13 protein-coding genes are annotated in these 18,138 nt (G+C 33.7%); 10 read left to right on the top strand and 3 right to left on the bottom strand.

What is annotated here, in order from left to right:
- Positions 1 to 4: 4 nt before the first annotated feature.
- Both AB1410_06245 and AB1410_06240 read right to left on the bottom strand, forming a co-directional pair.
- Positions 5 to 1,189: an FIST N-terminal domain-containing protein gene (locus AB1410_06245; GenBank protein MEW6456295.1), complete on the bottom strand. Its 1,185-nt coding sequence runs from the start codon at positions 1,187 to 1,189 to the stop codon at positions 5 to 7.
- 72 nt (positions 1,190 to 1,261) lie between these two features.
- Complete coding sequence (locus AB1410_06240) at positions 1,262 to 5,425, bottom strand: acyl-CoA dehydratase activase (GenBank protein MEW6456294.1); 4,164 nt, start codon at positions 5,423 to 5,425, stop codon at positions 1,262 to 1,264.
- Between the two features lie 76 nt (positions 5,426 to 5,501).
- On the opposite strand from AB1410_06240, the gene AB1410_06235 reads away from it, so the two are divergent.
- Complete coding sequence (locus AB1410_06235) at positions 5,502 to 6,509, top strand: metallophosphoesterase (protein MEW6456293.1); 1,008 nt, start codon at positions 5,502 to 5,504, stop codon at positions 6,507 to 6,509.
- 712 nt (positions 6,510 to 7,221) lie between these two features.
- On the opposite strand, the gene AB1410_06230 is transcribed toward AB1410_06235, so the two are convergent.
- A complete protein-coding gene (locus AB1410_06230; GenBank protein MEW6456292.1) occupies positions 7,222 to 8,445 on the bottom strand; it encodes an HD domain-containing phosphohydrolase in 1,224 nt (407 codons plus the stop codon).
- 406 nt (positions 8,446 to 8,851) lie between these two features.
- Between AB1410_06230 and AB1410_06225 the strand changes: the two genes are divergently transcribed.
- From AB1410_06225 to rodA, 9 genes are all read left to right on the top strand, one after another.
- A complete protein-coding gene (locus AB1410_06225; GenBank protein ID MEW6456291.1) occupies positions 8,852 to 9,055 on the top strand; it encodes a DUF5668 domain-containing protein in 204 nt (67 codons plus the stop codon).
- A gap of 121 nt (positions 9,056 to 9,176) precedes the next feature.
- Positions 9,177 to 11,522 carry a protein kinase gene (locus AB1410_06220; protein ID MEW6456290.1) on the top strand — a complete coding sequence of 782 codons (2,346 nt, stop codon included), beginning with the start codon at positions 9,177 to 9,179 and terminating at the stop codon, positions 11,520 to 11,522.
- A gap of 50 nt (positions 11,523 to 11,572) precedes the next feature.
- Positions 11,573 to 11,983, top strand: coding sequence for a biopolymer transporter ExbD (locus tag AB1410_06215; GenBank protein ID MEW6456289.1), 411 nt, complete (start codon positions 11,573 to 11,575; stop codon positions 11,981 to 11,983).
- Positions 11,980 to 12,447: a thioredoxin family protein gene (locus AB1410_06210; GenBank protein ID MEW6456288.1), complete on the top strand. Its 468-nt coding sequence runs from the start codon at positions 11,980 to 11,982 to the stop codon at positions 12,445 to 12,447. Before AB1410_06215 ends, AB1410_06210 begins: the two co-directional genes overlap by 4 nt.
- A 185-nt stretch (positions 12,448 to 12,632) precedes the next feature.
- Complete coding sequence (locus tag AB1410_06205) at positions 12,633 to 13,661, top strand: rod shape-determining protein (GenBank protein MEW6456287.1); 1,029 nt, start codon at positions 12,633 to 12,635, stop codon at positions 13,659 to 13,661.
- A 262-nt stretch (positions 13,662 to 13,923) separates the two neighbouring features.
- The gene (gene mreC / locus AB1410_06200) at positions 13,924 to 14,742 is read left to right on the top strand and encodes a rod shape-determining protein MreC (GenBank protein ID MEW6456286.1); all 819 of its coding nucleotides are present in this window, start codon (positions 13,924 to 13,926) and stop codon (positions 14,740 to 14,742) included.
- Positions 14,739 to 15,209 (top strand): rod shape-determining protein MreD, encoded by a 471-nt coding sequence (gene mreD / locus AB1410_06195; protein ID MEW6456285.1) that lies wholly within the window; start codon positions 14,739 to 14,741, stop codon positions 15,207 to 15,209. The genes mreC and mreD overlap by 4 nt, the downstream gene beginning before the upstream one ends.
- Positions 15,197 to 17,011, top strand: coding sequence for a penicillin-binding protein 2 (gene mrdA / locus AB1410_06190; protein MEW6456284.1), 1,815 nt, complete (start codon positions 15,197 to 15,199; stop codon positions 17,009 to 17,011). The genes mreD and mrdA overlap by 13 nt, the downstream gene beginning before the upstream one ends.
- A 27-nt stretch (positions 17,012 to 17,038) precedes the next feature.
- Entirely contained in the window at positions 17,039 to 18,136 is a 1,098-nt protein-coding gene (gene rodA / locus AB1410_06185; GenBank protein ID MEW6456283.1) for a rod shape-determining protein RodA, read from the top strand.
- The last annotated feature ends 2 nt before the right edge of the window (positions 18,137 to 18,138 follow it).

Here is an 18,138-nt window from a genome sequence, read left to right as displayed (position 1 = left end):
AAAGTTATTCTGCTAAAACACATACCACGACAGTCATTGTGTGAAAAATGGGACGACCAGCAGTCTCAGGGCATCTTCCTATTTCACCATATGTATAAAAGCCTGCTAACGGAACATCCTCTCCTATGATTTCTTTAACACTTTCTATCTCTTTTTGGTTGTCTTTTTTCAAGATCAAGGGTCGAGAAATGCAATCAAAGATTAGCCCGGCTTTAATTTTTCTTTTTTTCACCATAGAGACTGCTTGCATGGCTGCTTCCCGAGCGGCATCTAAAAGCTCTTCTTTTGTGGTTTCCATTATATTGATAATAGAACCTTCTGGAATTTCTGAAGCGCAGGTTATTGATCCATCAGGATTTCTGTCTATTACATGAATAATACGATATTCATCTCTCATTTCTGGAACTCCCAATGGATAAAAATTAGCTTCTTTCATTCTTCCCAATTTTTCAAGCCCGACTTTATTCAGGGTTAAATTGAAATATTCTAAATAAGCATTGACTGCTGGTTTATTGCTTAATTCTTGTAATATATTACCCTTGGCCTTGGTAACTAAAATTGGTTCACCAGAAGGTTTAAAACCGTGTTTAACACCATATCCAATTTTTATATTAGAATCTAAATAAGCGCCAACGATAGAGTCAGAAAGTAGTTGATCATTGAAAAATTGATATGTTCTTTTAAGTTTCCATTCATCACAAGCTCCTCCGCCAATAATATTTCTATTTGCGCCTAAGATATCGTAAATTCCTCGAATAATCTCAGTTCCGTTCCCAGTTAATCCATCTGGGAAAACAATAAGTGTTCCTCTTTCTCGTTCGGGTATTGATGAAATAAAAGATTTAGCTAACTCTTCTCCAGCCTTACGAGAATTTTGACTGATTCTTTCAGATTTAGAAGTGATAATTTTTATTTTATCAGATTTTAAAGTAGCTACTACTACAGAACCTTTGTGGCCTCCTGAAAAATCTATTTCACCCCCGGTTGAGCATCCGATCAAGGGAGCCTTACTAATAATTGATTTAACTCCTTTCAATAGTTTTGGAAGATCAAACTGAATAGAAGAAAAAACTACTGTAAGGTTGGGAGTTTCTTCACCCATTTGAGACAATGCTTTCTCCGCTGCTTGCTTTCCTGCTTGAAAAGAATCCCTCAGCTTACTTAAGCCAACTCCAAAATTAATCGCCATCTTTATCGCGCCAAATTTCCTCTTTTTTATTTTAAATTAAGAACCTAAAAAATGCAAATGAAGTAGTTGTTTTTATAGCTGGGATAGATATATTTCTAACTGTTTATTCTGGCCTTCTTCACCATCATAGAATATGTTCACTATTGGAATTCCTGTTTCATTCTGGATTCTTTGAAAAATTGATGAGGTTATTGACCCCGGCATACAACCAAAAGGTGATACATTCACAATTAAATTAACACCTTGTTTGGCAAAGTGAACTGCCCTTCCTACAGTTAATATAGCTTCTCCTTCAAAATTTAAAGGAACGTATTTCATTCCTTCTTCAAGAATCTTCTCGATCGATGGTTCATGTCTTTCTCTTACTAAATCTCCTCCTAATTCATACCATACCATTTCATCTTTGACTATGAACTTATTCTTTAGATAAGTTTTAAGCTTTTCCATAAATTTTAATCTCTTTTCCTTAGCTCTCCATTTCTGCATGTAATAAGTATAGAGAATCCATTCAGCAGAGGAGGTGAGCCATGCTTCACTTCCATATTTTTCTATGTATCTTATTAGATTGTCATTGGAAAAAATATTGCATCTTACAAATATTTCACCTACTATGCCAACAAGAGGTTTTTTTCTAAATTTATCTACTTTTATATTTTTAAAAGCTCTGATTGATTTTTTGAGCTCTTCTTTTAAATTCCCGTCTTTCTCAAAGGCAAATTCAAATCTTTTCTTTTCCTCATCCAGTATTCTATCGGTCTCTCCTTTATAAACTTCATATGGTCTTATCATACACGCTAACTTATAGAGAATATCTGAGATAAGGAATGCTCTCCACAATAATTTTCTTAAACTCTGGTTAAACCCCATATAGACATTGGATGCGCAGGGAGACACAATATATAGATTTTTATAACCTATTTTATCGAGAATGATTCTATGAAGAGTAGCATATTGACCGAATCTGCAGGGTCCATCAGCCTTAGGCATTAAGAAAGCATCATATTTTCCATCCGAGCCTGTTTCTTTCAATTTAAAAACAAGGCTTCCTAAAGTCACAGCCATGGGAAGACACTCACTTCCCCTTGAAAGAGATCTCCCCAAATTAAAAGCTTCTTTATTCTCAGGTGAAAGTGCCTCAGCCATATAACCATATCTCCTGAAAGCTGAAGCAAACAGCTGGGATCCAATGGGATGCATGGCGGGAATCCAGAGCTTCCTTTCTTTTATTGATTTATTATGAAGCTCTTTATAAGAAAATTCCAAAGATTCTTTTCCTCTTTTATAATTTCTTAACACATCAAGAAAGGCTTCTATTCGGGTTATGTATCCTGTATCAGCACCGTGCTCATCGATCTCAAGGATTAAAAAGGGTTTTCCTTCTAAAATCGTTTCAAAGTAGCTCAGCAGAAAAGAATCTGGACCGCAGTTAAAATTCGTTAAATATACGGCAAAAAGGTTTTTATGATTTTTTATAAATTTACTTGCAGCAAGAATTTTCTGACCCCATGCCCAGTACATATTGGAGAAATAATCATCGATCTCTTCTCTGCTCACAGGAAGGCAGTCAAGAGGAATTACTTTATACCCGTACTGGGATATCTTATAGGGAAGATCTAAATTAATTCCCTGGTCAAATATATTATACGGTCTTCCCAGTATTACAATTCCTATTTCATCCTTTTCCTCAAGATCCTTTAATAATTCAGTTCCTTTTTCTCTGATCTTTTTTTCAAAATCTTCCTGAGTTTTTTTTGCTCTTATCAGACCTTTAAATACATCTTCCTTTTTTACCTCTAATTTTTCTCCGATTGTTTTATAAATTTTTTCAGCACTCTCTTTAATATTAAGTCTAAAATCAAAAACCGGACTCAATATCTTATCCGAATTTAGACCCTGGAGATGAATGCTGCTCTGTATAAGAGAAGGTGCAGCCTCCAGATAGGGACAGAAAAGACTATTTGTTGTCTTCGGATTGGGCTCAGCACTTATCATATGAGGGATAAAGACAAAATTGACATTCCTGTCCTTAAAAAATTCAAAGCTCGAGCCAATGGAAATTTTTACAGGAAAACAGGTTTCAGCTCCAGAGAGTTCACAACCCCTCTTTACTATATCAGGATTTGTTACTGGCGAAAGTCGAACATTGAATCCCAGAGCGAGAAGGAATTCTTTAAAAAATGGATAATAGAGATAGGTGCTCAAGCTCCTTGGTATTCCTATAGTGTGAGTATTTTTTAATTTTCTGTTATGATTTCGTTCTTTAAAGAAAAATTTATTCCTTTGCTGGAATAAATAAAAATTCTCAGGCAATTTCTTCCTTGTATCCCATGGTTCTCTTCCACACATATATCCCCAGGATGGAGTCTCTTTTTCTCCTTCGATATGGGCGTAAGTTATTCGACAGTTATTGGAACATAAACCACAATTTTTATTTGAAAAGCTAAGCTTTCTTTTTGCTAAATCCAGACCTTTAAATTTTGATTTAAATTCTTTTCTCTCCCTACTCTCTTTAGCTATAAGGGCAACACCATACGCTCCCATTACATGACAATGAGATGGTACTGAAATCTCCCTGTTTAAAATATTTTCAAAGGCTGCTACCAATGCTTTGTTCCTGGCTGTTGCTCCCTGAAAGAATATCTTTTTTGAAATGTGTCTATTTCCAACCACATTTCTCAAATAATTCTGTGCAACTGAATACATGACTGCAGCCATTACTTCTTTTTTTGTATACCCTTCCTTTAAAAGCTTAAAAATATCCTGTTCCATAAAAACTGTGCATCTGTCAGAGGTATATGGAGGAGCAGTTCCCAATGTCAGATCGCCTATTTGAGAAACTTCATAACCAAGCTTTTTTGCCTGTTCTTCAATAAAAGAACCAGTCCCTGCTGCACAAACATAGTTCATATTGGAATCATGGATAAGCTGATCTTTTACCCTTGTGTATTTGGAATCCTGTCCTCCTATCTCAAAGATTGTTTCAACTTCTGGATCAATGTATGATGCTCCCCTTAAGTGAGAAGTAATTTCATTTATAATAAAGTCAGCTCCTGTTATTAAACCAATCATCTTTCTTCCCGATCCAGTGGTTCCGGCACCCAAAAATTCTAGGGAAGTTTTTTTCTCCTTTGAGATTTTCTCAATAGCAATAAAGAGATTTCTCACAGCCTGAACAGGGTCTCCCTCTGTTTTTCTATAGATATCCATCAGGATATTGCCCGCTTTATCAATTAATACAGCTTTGGTGGATGTGGAGCCTACATCAATTCCCATATAAACTTCGATTGTATTTTTCTCAGGCCATTTATTTATTCTTATTTCATTGGAAAGATCATCAATTAAAAGATTTTCTTCTTCAAAGTAGGGATATTTAGATTTGATAAGTAACAAAGCAGGGCGTATTGATTTTAAAAAAATTCTTTTTTCTTTTCCATCATTTTTTAGAAGAGACAAAAAATCAGAAAAATCCTTATCAGCCAATAAAGCTGATCCTATAGCTCCTGCCAAATGACCATTTTTCCAGGTAAAGATAAGATCGCTGTACTGACTCTTCAACCATCTTAAAATTTCTGAATTTAGAGAGACTCCGCCTATGATAACTGTTTGCCTATTAAGTTTTTTTCCTTTTAGTAATGTATTCAAAAGGTTATAGGCCATTCCCCTGCATAAGCCCGACCACATCTCTTCTCTGGAAAATCCCTCCTGTTGCCTTGAGATAAGGTCAGTCTTTGCAAAGACTGAACACCTTGTGGATATAGTAGGCGGATCCGGGAAAGAAGGGAAATTTTTTAAATACTCATATTTTATTCCCAGTCTCTCTGCCTGTTGATCAAGAAAAGAGCCGGTTCCTGATGCACATAATGAGTTGATTCCAAAGTTTAAAAACTCACCTTTTTCATTGAACTGAATAAATTTGATAGAACATCCTCCCACATTGATTATATTTCTTACATAGGGAAATAACTTCCTTACTGCAGTAACATCAGCTTTTAATGGATTTATTGGATTAATCCGGGCTTTCTCCAGAAGATGTTCCGGGAATTCTCCTGTCATTCCGATCAATGAATTTTTGTTTAAGTTTAGTTCGTTAAGCAACCAGATTAAAGTTTCTATCAGGTTTCCCTTGTGTTGTGAAAATAAACTTTCTAAGACGTTTCCCTTTTCATCGATGACCACTATTTTTAAATAAAGAGAACCTGCATCAATACCTATTCGATATTTTTCATCACCAATCATTCTTTTCATATTACAAATATTGGGATTTTAATGCAACCTTGACATCTTGTTTTTCTGAGGATTAAGCTATAGTGCCATGAAACAAAAAATAAAACAGAATCTCCTTTTAATAACTGTAATAATCTTATCGTTTATAGCTGGTGGAATTGCTTATAAGTATAAATTTCCAGTTTTTTCCTATGTTGATAAATTTCTAAATGTTTTTTATCCAGAGTTTTTCTATCCGGCTTATGAACAGAAATCCTCGGAAATATTTGAAAAGAAAGAGGTCACCCATCCCTTTACTTTCATTGTTTATGGTGATTCAAGAGAGTTTGCAGGAATTCAAAAGACTTTAGTTGTCAAAAAGATTATTGAGGAGAGGCCATCTTTTGTCATCCATTTAGGTGACATGGTTACATACAGTGATGAGCATCAATGGGAAATATTTGATGCTTTTGATGGTGAGATTATTAAGAATGGAATTCCTTTTTACCCTGTCCTTGGGAATCACGAATACAGAGTGATGTTTCAGGAGAGAGGAGAACCTTCAAAATTACTCAGGAGTTATTTTAAAAGATTTCCATTTCTTGAGGAGAGAAGATGGTATTCTTTTGTATATGGGAATTGCAAATTTATAATCCTTGATACAATGACTGACCATTCTCCTGAAAGTGCCCAGGCCAGATGGCTGAAAGAAGAACTAAAAAAGAAAGACTCAGATTTTTTGTTTGTGGCCATGCATCATCCACCTTATACAAAGACTACCCATGGTGGAGCGAGGAAAGCTGAAAAGAAATTGGCGCAACTGTTCGAAAGTTACGCTCAGGAGGACTTTAAAAAAGTAGATATTGTTTTTGCAGCTCACAAGCATAATTATGAAAGGTATGTAAATAACAGAATTAATTATGTAGTTTCAGCTGGCGGAGGAGCTCCTCCTTATCTGGTAAAACGGGATAAAAATGATATTTTCAGAGAAAAAGGATTTACATACCACTACTGTAAAATAAGAATAAAAGAGAAAGATGCAATTTTTCAAATGATTCAACTGAAAAATAACCTTAAATCTTGGAAAATAGGAGACGCTTTTTCTTTTTCCAATTAGGGGTCAGATCTTCATTATTCATTATTCAATATAAATTAATAGGTCAACTATCCTCTTCGCTCAGATCTCCTCGCATAAAAATCTATGCCAGTGTTGTGTCACTTAATTACCTTTTGTTGCTCTTCTGTGACACAACCCTTTCCCTATGGGAGAAAGATCTCCTTAGACGCTTCGCTGAGCAGCACATGGGAGCCTTTCGGAGAACTGAAATATCAGGAGAATTAATCACTTCTCTTTTATCCGAAAGGCTCCAAGTACTAAGTTGCATAAGTTTTATGGTTCTGTCATTCCCGCAGGCCTTAAGCGGGAATCTATTGATTTTACTGGATTCCTGCCGGGGTTTACCCTCATGAAAATGGGCGCAGGAATGACAAATATGAAACGCTAATTTATGCAACTAAGGTACTATCACTTCTCTTAAGGCAGTGTGTAAAAGGTTTTTATTTAAATTTAAATCATCTATTTGCATGCACCAGAATGGTGCATGTAGGAGGGTGCGGAATATGTATTCCGACCACCCTCCTATGTTCAGGGAAGAAGCCTTCCCTATAACCCTTCAGTGTGCTTTATGAGAAATTGTTTATTTATAAAGATATTTATGAGACAGCACACTAATACAAACGCACAAAATATTTTTACATGTAGGGCAAGGCTTTAGCCTTGCATCAAGCAACCCTGAAGGGTTGCCCTACAAATTATTTATTGCTTTGTATTAGCTTCTCTTAATTTTAGAGATTATTTCCTCGTAATTATTCTTGAGGACATTAACTATATTCCCATCGATTTCTTCTTTTTTTACCTTTTCATCCATAATTTTGAATACATCATTTTTGTCCAATGCTTTTCGATATGGTCTTTCTTCGGTGAGAGCATTAAATATATCACTTACAGCCATAATCTTTGAAAATAAAGATAAATTTGTTTTATCTTTTTTAAAGGGATATCCGGCACCGTTCAATTTTTCATGATGGAATGCAGCCCACTCTTTCATCTGTTCAAAGCCTTCGATTTTTCCCAGAATATGGTAAGTATAGTAACTATGTTTTTTCATTATGTTAAATTCCTGTTCAGTTAATCCGGATGGTTTATCAAGAATTTCATCGGGGATTGAAAGTTTGCCAAGATCGTGCAAAAGCCCTGCTATTTCTATCAGCTCACACTCTAATTGGGATGAACCCAATTTAGATGCTATTATTCTTGCTGTTTTTCCAATTTTTTCTGAATGTCTCTTTGTGAATTCACTCTTGTCATCCACAATTTTAGCAAAAGTCAAAGCTATTTCTTTTAAATCTTTTAATCCGATTATTATCTTCGATTCGCTGCTTAATTGAGAGAGAATATCATCCAGGTAAGGAGAAGCGAGGTCAAACCAGAAACTATCTTGTTCACTAATTTTTATGAAAGAATCAACCAATTCTGGATTGAATAATTTTTCTGAATAATTTTTAATCTTTTTTCTGATTGAATTTTTTTGTTCTAAAACATAGGAATCATAATTTATTAAAATCTCTATTCTATCTGAAAGATGTATTATCTGGCTCTCCAATGGAATTTTATTTCCTTTTAATCCTGATTTATTTTTGCCATCCCATCTGTCATGATGATAAAGGATAAATTTAGAATAAGGCTTTAAAATTCTCGTGGAATTTATTAATTCATAGCCTCTAATACAATGAGGTTCTGGGATTTTAAATTCAAATTGATACATTGAAATTTTTTCCTTATGAGTTGAAATTCCTAAATCATGGAGGATTGCTGAAAAGAATAAATCATTCCTTTGACCATCGCTCAATCTAAAATACTCCGCTATTTTGAGAGCAATTATTGTGACTCTTTTATGATGGCTTGATATAAGAAGTTCTGACTTGTAAAGATCCAGAGCATTTGAAAGAGCAGTAATCAGATTATTCATGCTTAACTTTAGATATTCTCTCATCGTGAATTTGCAAATATCATATAAATTTTTTTAGTGTCAAATTTAAAAAATCTACGTGCTTTAAAAAAGCTGGTAATAAAGGTAGAAAATTGAATAAATTTGATAATTATAAATTTCCTTTATTAATTTTTTTCTAAAATTAAAATTAATTAAATATAGGTTGATGTATTAATTAATACAAATGCAATAAATAATTTGGGGCAACCCTTCAGAGCCTGCCCCAAACCTTGCCCTGAACTTGTTTCATGGGTTGATTCGGGGGTTGCTTAATGCAAGGCTAAAGCCATGCCCTACATGTCAATTTATTTAATTCGTTTGTATTAGAGTGAAAAATTTTTTTTATGAATTTAGTATTTTTTTGTATATTTCCGAATTTTGCATTAAAATTATCGAGGAAGGAGAGAAAATGCTGGCCGGTATATTTTTAGTAATTATTGGAGCTGTATTTTTGTTACAAAATTTAGGTTATATTTCAGGAAGTGCATGGAAGATAATATGGCCTCTTATTTTAATCGCTCTCGGTCTTTCGATTTTGTTTAGAAGGAGACATTTCTGGTGGTGCTATCCACCTGATTGGTGGAAAAAAGAAAAAAAGAATGATGATAATTAAACCGAAGATGCAAAAAAATGGCAAAAAATGGGGTCAGGCACTGTTTTTTGCATTTTTAAAGAAGCCAAACGAAGAAGATAGAGAGTGATAATTTCTTAGAGATCATAAATGAAAATCAAAAATGGAGTATATTTCTAAGTTATTTAATTTTATTTCACAAAATATTTACATAAAATATGCAATTTATGCCATTCTCCTTATAATTTTAATCAGATTTATTTCCCTTTTCTTGAGAATATTTTTTAGAATTTTTTCTACTGATACATCATCTAAAATAACTGAAGCTAAAAGATTAGAAAAATTGGGAAATTTCTATGGAGCAGGGATGATATATGAGGAAATCGGAAGATACGAGAAAGCCTCAGAATGTTATTTAAAGGCAAAAAATTTTAATGCATGTGCCAAGATGCATGAAAAACTCGGAAAATACTATGAAGCAAAAAAGATGTATTTAAAGGCAGAGAATTATTCAAAGGCAGCTTCAATGGTTCTTTTGAAACCTGAAAAAACTTCCCTTGATTTTGAAGAATCAGCTGAGATTTACATTAGAGGAAGGTTTTATAAAGAGGCATTAGATTTGCTCCTTAAAATTAAGAATTTCAGAAAGGTGGCAGAGATATTTGAGAGTCTTAAAAATTATGAAGATGCTGCAATTTATTATGAAAAAGCTCAGATGCTTGAAAAAGCCGCTGAGAATTATGAGAGAAATTTTTATCATATAAAAAATCAAAAATTAGGAGAGATTTTGGATGAATCAGAGAAAGTCCATCTGATAAAAGCAGCGAAAACGTGGGAAAAACTTGGAAATGTAAAGAAAGCGATTTCTCTTTTAGAAAAAGAGAGATTAAATGAGGAGCTTGCAGAGCTTTTGGAAAGGAAAAACATGTGGAAGGAAGCAGCTGAACTATGGGAAAAGAAAGAGAAGTTTTTGAAAGCTGCTGAGTGTTATGAAAAAGCCGATGAATTAAAAAGGTCCCATTTAATGAGAGCAAGGCATTTTTATGAGGAAGGTAATTATTCAGAATCAGCTAAACATTTTGAAGAGGCTGGAGATCTTGTAAGGGCTGCTGAAGATTATGAAGTTACAAACGATTTTCATAAATCAGGAGAATTGTATAAGTTGTTGGGAAATTATGTAAAAGCAGCTGAGAATTTTTTTAAGGCCGGGGAAAAACATAAGGCAGCCAAGATGTTTGAACTTGCCGAGGAATTTGAGAGCGCTGGTAAAATTTATGCTGAGCTAAGAGATTTTGCAAAGGCTGAAGAGATGTATGGAAAAGCTGGAAATTATTTCGAGGCAGGAAAGTTAACGTTAAATACAGGAGATGAAGAAAAAGCTCTTGAATTTTTTCAGCGGGTTAAATCAACCGATGAAAATTATGATGAAGCTCAGAGATTAATTGCTGAGATATTCTTTAAAAGAGAAGAATATAAATTAGCATTTGAAAGGTTTACACAAATTTTAGAGAATAGTGAAATTTCAGAAAAAAATTTAGAGAGTTTTTACCACTTTGGTATCTGCAGTGAAAAATTGTCAGAGTATAACACTGCAATTGAGCTATACCGGAAAATTCTTAATAAAGATTATAATTTTAAAGATGTAAGGGAGAGATTAGAAAATCTTATGAATTTAACAATAGAAGTTAAAGAACTGATAGAGACTCCAGAGACAGAGGAAAGATATAGAATAATCCAAAGGATAGGAAAAGGTGGGATGGGAACAGTATATAAGGCTGAGGATTTACTGTTGAAAAGAGTTGTAGCTCTCAAGATTCTCAAGAGAGAAAATCTTGAGGATTCAAGATCAATCGAGAGATTTTATTTGGAGGCAAGAGCTGCGGCGGCTTTGAATCATCCAAACATTGTCACAATATTCGATGTAGGAAAGTTTAAAGAAAATTACTTTATCTCGATGGAATATATTGAAGGGAAAACCATGCAGGAATTATTGAAAGAAAAAAATTTCATCTCATTCGATGAGTTTTTCTTCGTATCTTTGAATTTATTCCATGCCCTTAATTATGCTCACAATAAAAATGTAATCCATAGAGATATAAAACCTCAGAATATTATGGTTTCCAAAGAAAATCAGGTCAAAGTAATGGATTTTGGTCTTGCAATAATTCTATCAGAATATAAAAAAGGCGAGACAGGGATGATAACAGGAACTCCTCTTTACATGGCTCCAGAACAGATAAGAGGAGAGGGAATTGATAGGAGAGTGGACATTTATTCATCAGGTGCCACTTTATTTCATCTGATCACAGGAAAACCATTGTTTTCAGGAGATAATGTTTTATACAAACACATTTTTGACCCGCCTGATAAACCGAGTTCGATAAGGAGTGATGTACCGGAGGAAATTGATTTTTTCATTCTTAAATGTTTGGAGAAAAGGAAAGAAGATAGGTTTCAGTCTGCATCAGAGGCAATTTCTCATCTGGAAAAGATTAGAAAAAATAATTGACAAAATAGATAGACTTTGAAAAAATGACAATTTGAAAGGAGGAATTATTTATGGCAATGGAGGTAGGTTCTACAAGTAAAGTTAAATCTGAACCCAATGTTGTTCCTCTCTGTGATATTCTCTTAGTACTTCTGATTATTTTTATGGTTATAACTCCTCTTGTCCAGAAAGGAATCGATGTTAAACTTCCAGAAACAGGAGGTTCTGATACAGCAGTTCCAGCATCAACGATTGTTCTTACCTTAAAAAAGGATCTGAATATTGATGTAAACCAGAGACCTATTCAAAGAGCAGCTTTAGCTCAGTATTTGAAAGAGTTATATGCCACAAGAGCTGATAAAACCATATTTATAAGAGCTGATTCAAGGCTTCCATACAAAGAAGTGATAAAGATAATAGACATAGCAAAAGGTGCTGGAATAGAAGTACTTGGAATTGTTCCTGAAATTTTTCAGGAATGAGATATTGCCTTTTTAAAATAGGTATTTTTTTAATATTATTCTCCCTTTTAATTCCGCAGGAAGATATAATCGGAGAAACTTCAAAAGAAGAAATTTTTGATCTATTTCCACTCTGGAAAGAAATTTCAGAGATATATGTTCCAAAACAAGAGATAGTAAATCAACTTAAGGATGTAAAAAAAGAAATACTTATTGAGGTCATTTTAGGCACATGGTGCCCTGATAGTGAAACACATGTATGTTCCTTTATAAAAGTAATTGATCTTGTTAGCAATAAAAAGATTAAAGTTAAATATTTTGGAATATCAAGAGGAAAAACAGAACCAGAGTATTTAATAAAAGATAAAAACATCTTAAAAGTTCCAACTTTCATTGTTTACATCGATGGAAAAGAAAAAGGTAGAATAATTGAAACTCCAGAAAAAACTATCGAAGAAGACCTTTTAAACATAATAATTTCTTAGTAAGGGTTAGCCATCTCCTTCGCTCAGGAGATAATTGACCTCTTGTTTAAAATAAATCAATTTTCTTCCTCTCTTCCTGTTTAATTTCTAAAAAATTTGAAAATTAATTTTTTTTTATGTATATTCATTTTGTATCTTTTATGATTAGAAATAAAAAGTTATATTTTTATTATAAGAGAAAATGAATGGGAATCATTGAGTGGTTAATAAGTAAATTAACATGTGATTTAGCTGTTGATCTTGGAACCGCCAATACTCTCATATATTTAAAAGGAAAAGGCATCGTCGTCAATGAACCATCGATTGTAGCGATTAATAAAAATAACGGAAAAATCGAGGCAGTCGGAAATGAAGCAAAGGAGATGGTGGGGAAAACCCCTGCAAATATTTTAGCTATAAAGCCTTTAAAAGATGGGGTTATAGCTGATTTTGAGATTACAGAAAGGATGCTGGATTATTTTATCAGGAAAGCAAGAAATAAAAATCAATGGATAAGACCGAGAATAGTTATTGGAATACCTTCGGAAATAACTCAAGTCGAAAGAAGAGCAGTTAAGGATGCGGCTATTAAGGCAAAGGCCTCAGAAGTATATCTCGTTGATCAGGCTATGGCTGCTGCAATTGGCTCAGACCTTCCAATAACAGAACCAGTAGGAAGCATGATTGTTGATATTGGAGGAGGCACCACTGATATAGCAGTAATATCTTTAGGGGGAATTGTATTTTCAAAAGCCATAAGAATTGCCGGCAACGAAATGGATGAAGCAATAGTTCAGTTTGTTAAAAAGAAATACAATTTATTAATAGGAGAAAAGACAGCTGAGCAGATAAAGATTAAAATCGGCTCTGCCTACCCATTAGAAGAAGAAATGAGTATGGAAATAAAGGGAAGAGATCTCAGGGATGGAATTCCAAAGACAGTTGTAATTAATGATAAAGAGGTTAGGGAGGCTCTGGAAGACACACTGGAAGCAATAATTGAAGCTGTTAAGATAGCACTGGAAAAAACACCTCCTGAATTATCAGCTGATATTGTAGATAGAGGTATAATACTCACAGGAGGAGGCTCCCTTCTAAAAGGACTTGATAAGAGATTAATGGAAGAGACCCACCTTCCAGTTTTCATAGCAGATAACCCTTTAGCTTCTGTTGTTATCGGAAGCGGTAAAATGCTTGAGAACATTGAATTTTTAAAGAGAATAGCACTAGATTAATTCAGTGTGCTGTAAGAAAAATTCTCTATTTACGAAGATATTTATGGGACAGCACACTAGTGTCATGTCACTTAAATACCTTTCGTTATATTATTGTGACATGACACTTTCCCTATGGGAGAAAGATCTCCTTAGACGCTTCGCTGAGCACCCCCCAGACATGGGGAAGCCTCTTCCCCATACCCCTTCAGTGTGCTTTAGGAGAAATTCTTTATTTACCAAGATATTTATGGACAGCACACCAATCCCTGATTAGTTAAAAATGAAACTTTTTTTTAAAAAAAGAGTAAAAGATGGCTATTTTCTTTTACTGATTGTATTGATAAATATAGTTTTAATATCGATTCAGGTTCCTAAAGGAAACGGAGCTTCTTTTTTTGAGAAGAGTATTTTTGCCATTTTTACTCCAGTTAATAATCTATTTCACGAGCTTATTTCTGAAACCCGAGGAATTGTGAATGAATATCTCCTGTTAAAGAAAATTCATGAAGAAAACAAGAGATTAAGGGAGGAAAATTTAAAATTAAAATTTAGAAATCTTGATCTTGAGGAAAAAATAAGACAGATAAAGACAGAAAAGGCCGTCAATCTATCTGGAGAGAATATTTTCTCTGGATATGTTAGAGCAAGGACAATAGGGATAGATCCTTCAAATCCTTTTGAGAATATCTATATAAATAAAGGCTTAAACGATAAAATAAAAAAAAATCAATGTGTTATTGATTATAATGGAAACCTGGTTGGAAAAACAATTGAGCCTATTGGAAAGAATTATTCAAAGGTTCAGCTTGCCACGAGCAAAAATTCAGCGGTAGGAGCAAAGATAAAAGATAAAAACATAATCGGAATTCTTGGAGGAACTGGTTCGTATGAATGCTCTCTTAATTATATCAGGAATATCCATTCCATGGGAAAAAATGAAGAAGTGGAAACCTCTGGATATGACATGATATTTCCAAAAGGAATAAAAATCGGAAGAGTCGTGAAGGTTGAGAACACTAATTCATTGTTTAAAAAAATTTCTGTAAAGCCATATTTCGTTTATGAAGAACTCGAAGAAGTTTTAGTGATTTTTAAATGAAACGGATAATATATATAGGTTTAACATTACTTTTGGCATCTGTGTTTCAAACTTCTGTCTCTAAACTAAATTATAACCTGTTTTTTCTGGTCAATTTCCTCTCTATTTTTGTTGTTCACTGGTCAATGAATATAAATTCTATACTAAGCACTTCTCTTGGCACAATAGCTGGATTAGTTCAGGATTCCTTTTCAACGGGAATAATAGGAGTAAGTGGGCTTTCAAAAGGAGTTATGGGTTATCTAATCTCTAAAATTTCATCCAGGATAATTACAAGGAATTATTTAAGCTATTTTTTAATAATTTTAACTGGAGTCTTAACAGAACTTCTTATTTATCTGTCCGTTTTGCATTTGATAAATTTGAAAATCAGTGTGACCGAAAGAAAGATATTGTTGCTTCAACCCTTTATAACAGCAGTTCTGGGGGGATTCGTTTTTTATTTGATCGGGAAATGGAAAAAATAAATTATTCTGAAGACTTGACATCTTTGCTCAAGAGAATAAACATTGTAAAATACATAGTTTCCATTGCCTTATTGTTTGTTTTGATATTTTACTGGAAGATTCAGATTGTAGACCATAAAAATTATCTGAAATTGGCGGAGATAAATAGAATAAGAAGGGTGGATATCCTGGCTTCAAGAGGCTTTATTTATGATAGGAATGGAAGAGTTATCGTGGATAATAGACCCTCTTTTAATTTAACAATCGATAGAGATAGAATGTCAGAATTATTCAATTACATTGATAATCTTTCCAACATTCTTGAAGTCAGGAAAAAAAGTTTTATTGATAGAATATTAAATTCAAGAAAGACTCCTTATTATTTACCGCTTGTTTTAAAGAAAGACATTCCAATTGAAAAGGTGAGCTTTTTGGAAGCAAGAAAAGATGAATTTTTTCCATTAGAATTTCAAATAGAACCGGTTCGAAATTATCCTTTTAACTCCCTTGCTTTTCATATCTTTGGATATATTGGAGAGGCATTCCCGGAGGAAATATCAAAAACAAAAGACATTAAAGCAGGCTCATTTACAGGAAAAATGGGGTTAGAAAAACAGTATGATAAGATTTTAAGAGGTAAAGATGGATGGGTTGATTATGCTGTTGATATAAAAGGAAAAATTATTGAAGAACTGGAAAGAAAGGAGCCTGAAAAAGGGAATGATCTGGTTCTTACGATTGACATAGACCTACAGAATGAAGTGGAAAAGTATTTAGAGAATAGAAAGGGCGGGATAGTTTTAATTAATCCTAAAAATGGGGAAATCCTTGCAATGGCTTCTTCTCCTGGTTTTAATCCTAATTTATTTGTTTCAGAATTTTCAGAGGCCGATTGGAGAAATTTCATCTCCGATGAGAACTATCCTTTTTATAATAGAGTAATTCAGGGACAATATTCTCCTGGTTCAATCTTTAAGTTGCTTATAGCTCTGGCAGGACTTCAAGAAAAAGTAATAAATCCTGATGAGAGGATATCCTGTTCTGGCTCTTATCAATCTGGAAACAAAGTTTTTCGCTGCTGGAAGGAATTGGGACATGGGAGTTTAAATCTCTATGAAGCAATAAAGCATTCCTGTAATGTTTATTTTTATAAAACTGGAAAAAGATTGGGTATTGAGAAAATCAAGAAATATGCAAAAAAATTTGGACTTGGAGAATACACAGGAATTGATATTTCCGGCGAAAGGGCAGGATTGGTTCCAGACCCTTCCTGGAAAATGAAGTATCTTGAAGAACCCTGGTATTCAGGAGAGACAATTTCTATTTCCATCGGTCAGGGATATATTCTTACGACGCCGATCCAAATAGTAAATTTTGTATCAGCAATAGCGAACAGGGGGAAAAAAATAGTTCCTCATGTTGCAAGAGGATATTATGAGAATAATAAATTTCAAAAGTTTTATTTTGAACAGAACCCAAAGGAGATAGATATAGATAAAGAATATTTTGAATACATAATAGATGGGATGTGGGGTTCAGTAAACGATTCTGGTACAGGAGCAAGAGCAAGGCTTTCTGGATTTGATGTTTGTGGAAAGACAGGAACAACCCAGGTGGTTTCAAAAATAATCAAGGATAAAAATGAATTTACTACAGGAATTACTCCCCATTCCTGGTTTACAGGATTTGCTTCGAAAGATAATCCTGAAGTTGCAATTGCAATAATAATAGAGCATGCTGGGAAGGGAGGAGAAAATGCAGCTCCGATTGCAGGAAAGATTCTGAATTTTTATTTTAATGGGGCAAAAAGAAATGCACACTAAAGAAAACGATTATTTATGGAGATATTTATGGGACAGCACACCAAAGAATTAATAAAGAATATTGATTATTTCACACTTTCCATTGCCATTGTTTTAAGCCTGATAGGTATGGCTATGATTTATAGCTGTACATATCAGACTTCCAGAATATTCTTGATAAAGCAGATGCTATGGTTTTTAGGGGGTTTAGTGATTTTTTTGGTCTTAATCATGATAAACTACAAAAAGATAATTGAATGGTCATTTCCTGTTTATGTATTTTCAATTATCCCTCTGATGTATCTATTAATAAAAGGGAAAAAAATTGCAGGAGCAAAAAGCTGGATCGATTTTGGTCAATTTCAGGTTCAACCAGCAGAATTTGCAAAAATTGCTGCGGTGATTTTATTGACAAAATATTTTGTGGATAAGGTAGGAGAAAAGATTGGGTTGAAAGAGTTATTTTATGCTGGGATTATCATTGGAGTACCAGTTTCATTTGTAGTGTTGCAGCCAGATTTTGGAACAGCTCTCACATTTTTTCCAGGATTCATATCTTTATTTTTTCTTAAAGGAATAAAGGCAAAACTTGTGTTTTTGTTAATAATAATCATTCTTCTTTCGGGAGTGTTTATGTGGGAATTTGTTTTAAAAGATTATCAAAAAGCAAGAATAAAAACATTTATTTATCCCCAGAGCAATCCAAAGGCTGAGGGATATCATCTGCTCCAATCCAAAATAGCCATTGGCTCCAGTGGATTTTTTGGGAAAGGGTATTTAAAAGGAACACAGACTCAATCTAAATTTCTTCCAGCTCAACATACAGATTTTATTCTTTCAGTCCTTGCAGAAGAATTCGGATTTTTTGGAATATTAATTATATTTTCTCTTTATCTTTGGTTTATTTTAAGGTTTCTTAAGATATCCCTTGAACCAAAGGCTAAAGCTGGAATTTTATTATCTTTTTCCCTTTCATCGATAATTATTTTTCAATTTTTTATAAATTGTTCAATGCTGATAGGATTATTTCCTATTGTTGGAATCCCCCTTCCTCTTCTGAGTTATGGAGGGTCATCTCTTCTTTCGACTTTCATAATAATCGCTTTAATCATAAATATAAGAATGAGGAAATATCAGATTTTCTGATT

Source organism: Acidobacteriota bacterium, assembly GCA_040756905.1.
GTDB lineage: Bacteria > Acidobacteriota > Aminicenantia > JBFLYD01 > JBFLYD01 > JBFLYD01.
The sequence above is the reverse complement of the archived record's forward strand: the minus strand, read 5'-3'. Positions and strand labels throughout refer to the sequence as shown.

Excerpts from the sequence above, each read along its gene's own strand:
- mreD (MEW6456285.1), top strand. The coding sequence starts at position 14,739 with ATGAAACGGATAATATATATAGGTTTAACATTACTTTTGGCATCTGTG.
- rodA (MEW6456283.1), top strand. The coding sequence starts at position 17,039 with ATGGGACAGCACACCAAAGAATTAATAAAGAATATTGATTATTTCACA.
- AB1410_06215 (MEW6456289.1), top strand. The coding sequence starts at position 11,573 with ATGGCAATGGAGGTAGGTTCTACAAGTAAAGTTAAATCTGAACCCAAT.
- AB1410_06235 (MEW6456293.1), top strand. The coding sequence starts at position 5,502 with ATGAAACAAAAAATAAAACAGAATCTCCTTTTAATAACTGTAATAATC.
- AB1410_06245 (MEW6456295.1), bottom strand. The coding sequence starts at position 1,189 with ATGGCGATTAATTTTGGAGTTGGCTTAAGTAAGCTGAGGGATTCTTTT.
- AB1410_06205 (MEW6456287.1), top strand. The coding sequence starts at position 12,633 with ATGGGAATCATTGAGTGGTTAATAAGTAAATTAACATGTGATTTAGCT.
- mreC (MEW6456286.1), top strand. The coding sequence starts at position 13,924 with ATGAAACTTTTTTTTAAAAAAAGAGTAAAAGATGGCTATTTTCTTTTA.
- AB1410_06225 (MEW6456291.1), top strand. The coding sequence starts at position 8,852 with ATGCTGGCCGGTATATTTTTAGTAATTATTGGAGCTGTATTTTTGTTA.
- AB1410_06240 (MEW6456294.1), bottom strand. The coding sequence starts at position 5,425 with ATGATTGGTGATGAAAAATATCGAATAGGTATTGATGCAGGTTCTCTT.
- mrdA (MEW6456284.1), top strand. The coding sequence starts at position 15,197 with ATGGAAAAAATAAATTATTCTGAAGACTTGACATCTTTGCTCAAGAGA.
- AB1410_06230 (MEW6456292.1), bottom strand. The coding sequence starts at position 8,445 with ATGAGAGAATATCTAAAGTTAAGCATGAATAATCTGATTACTGCTCTT.
- AB1410_06210 (MEW6456288.1), top strand. The coding sequence starts at position 11,980 with ATGAGATATTGCCTTTTTAAAATAGGTATTTTTTTAATATTATTCTCC.
- AB1410_06220 (MEW6456290.1), top strand. The coding sequence starts at position 9,177 with ATGGAGTATATTTCTAAGTTATTTAATTTTATTTCACAAAATATTTAC.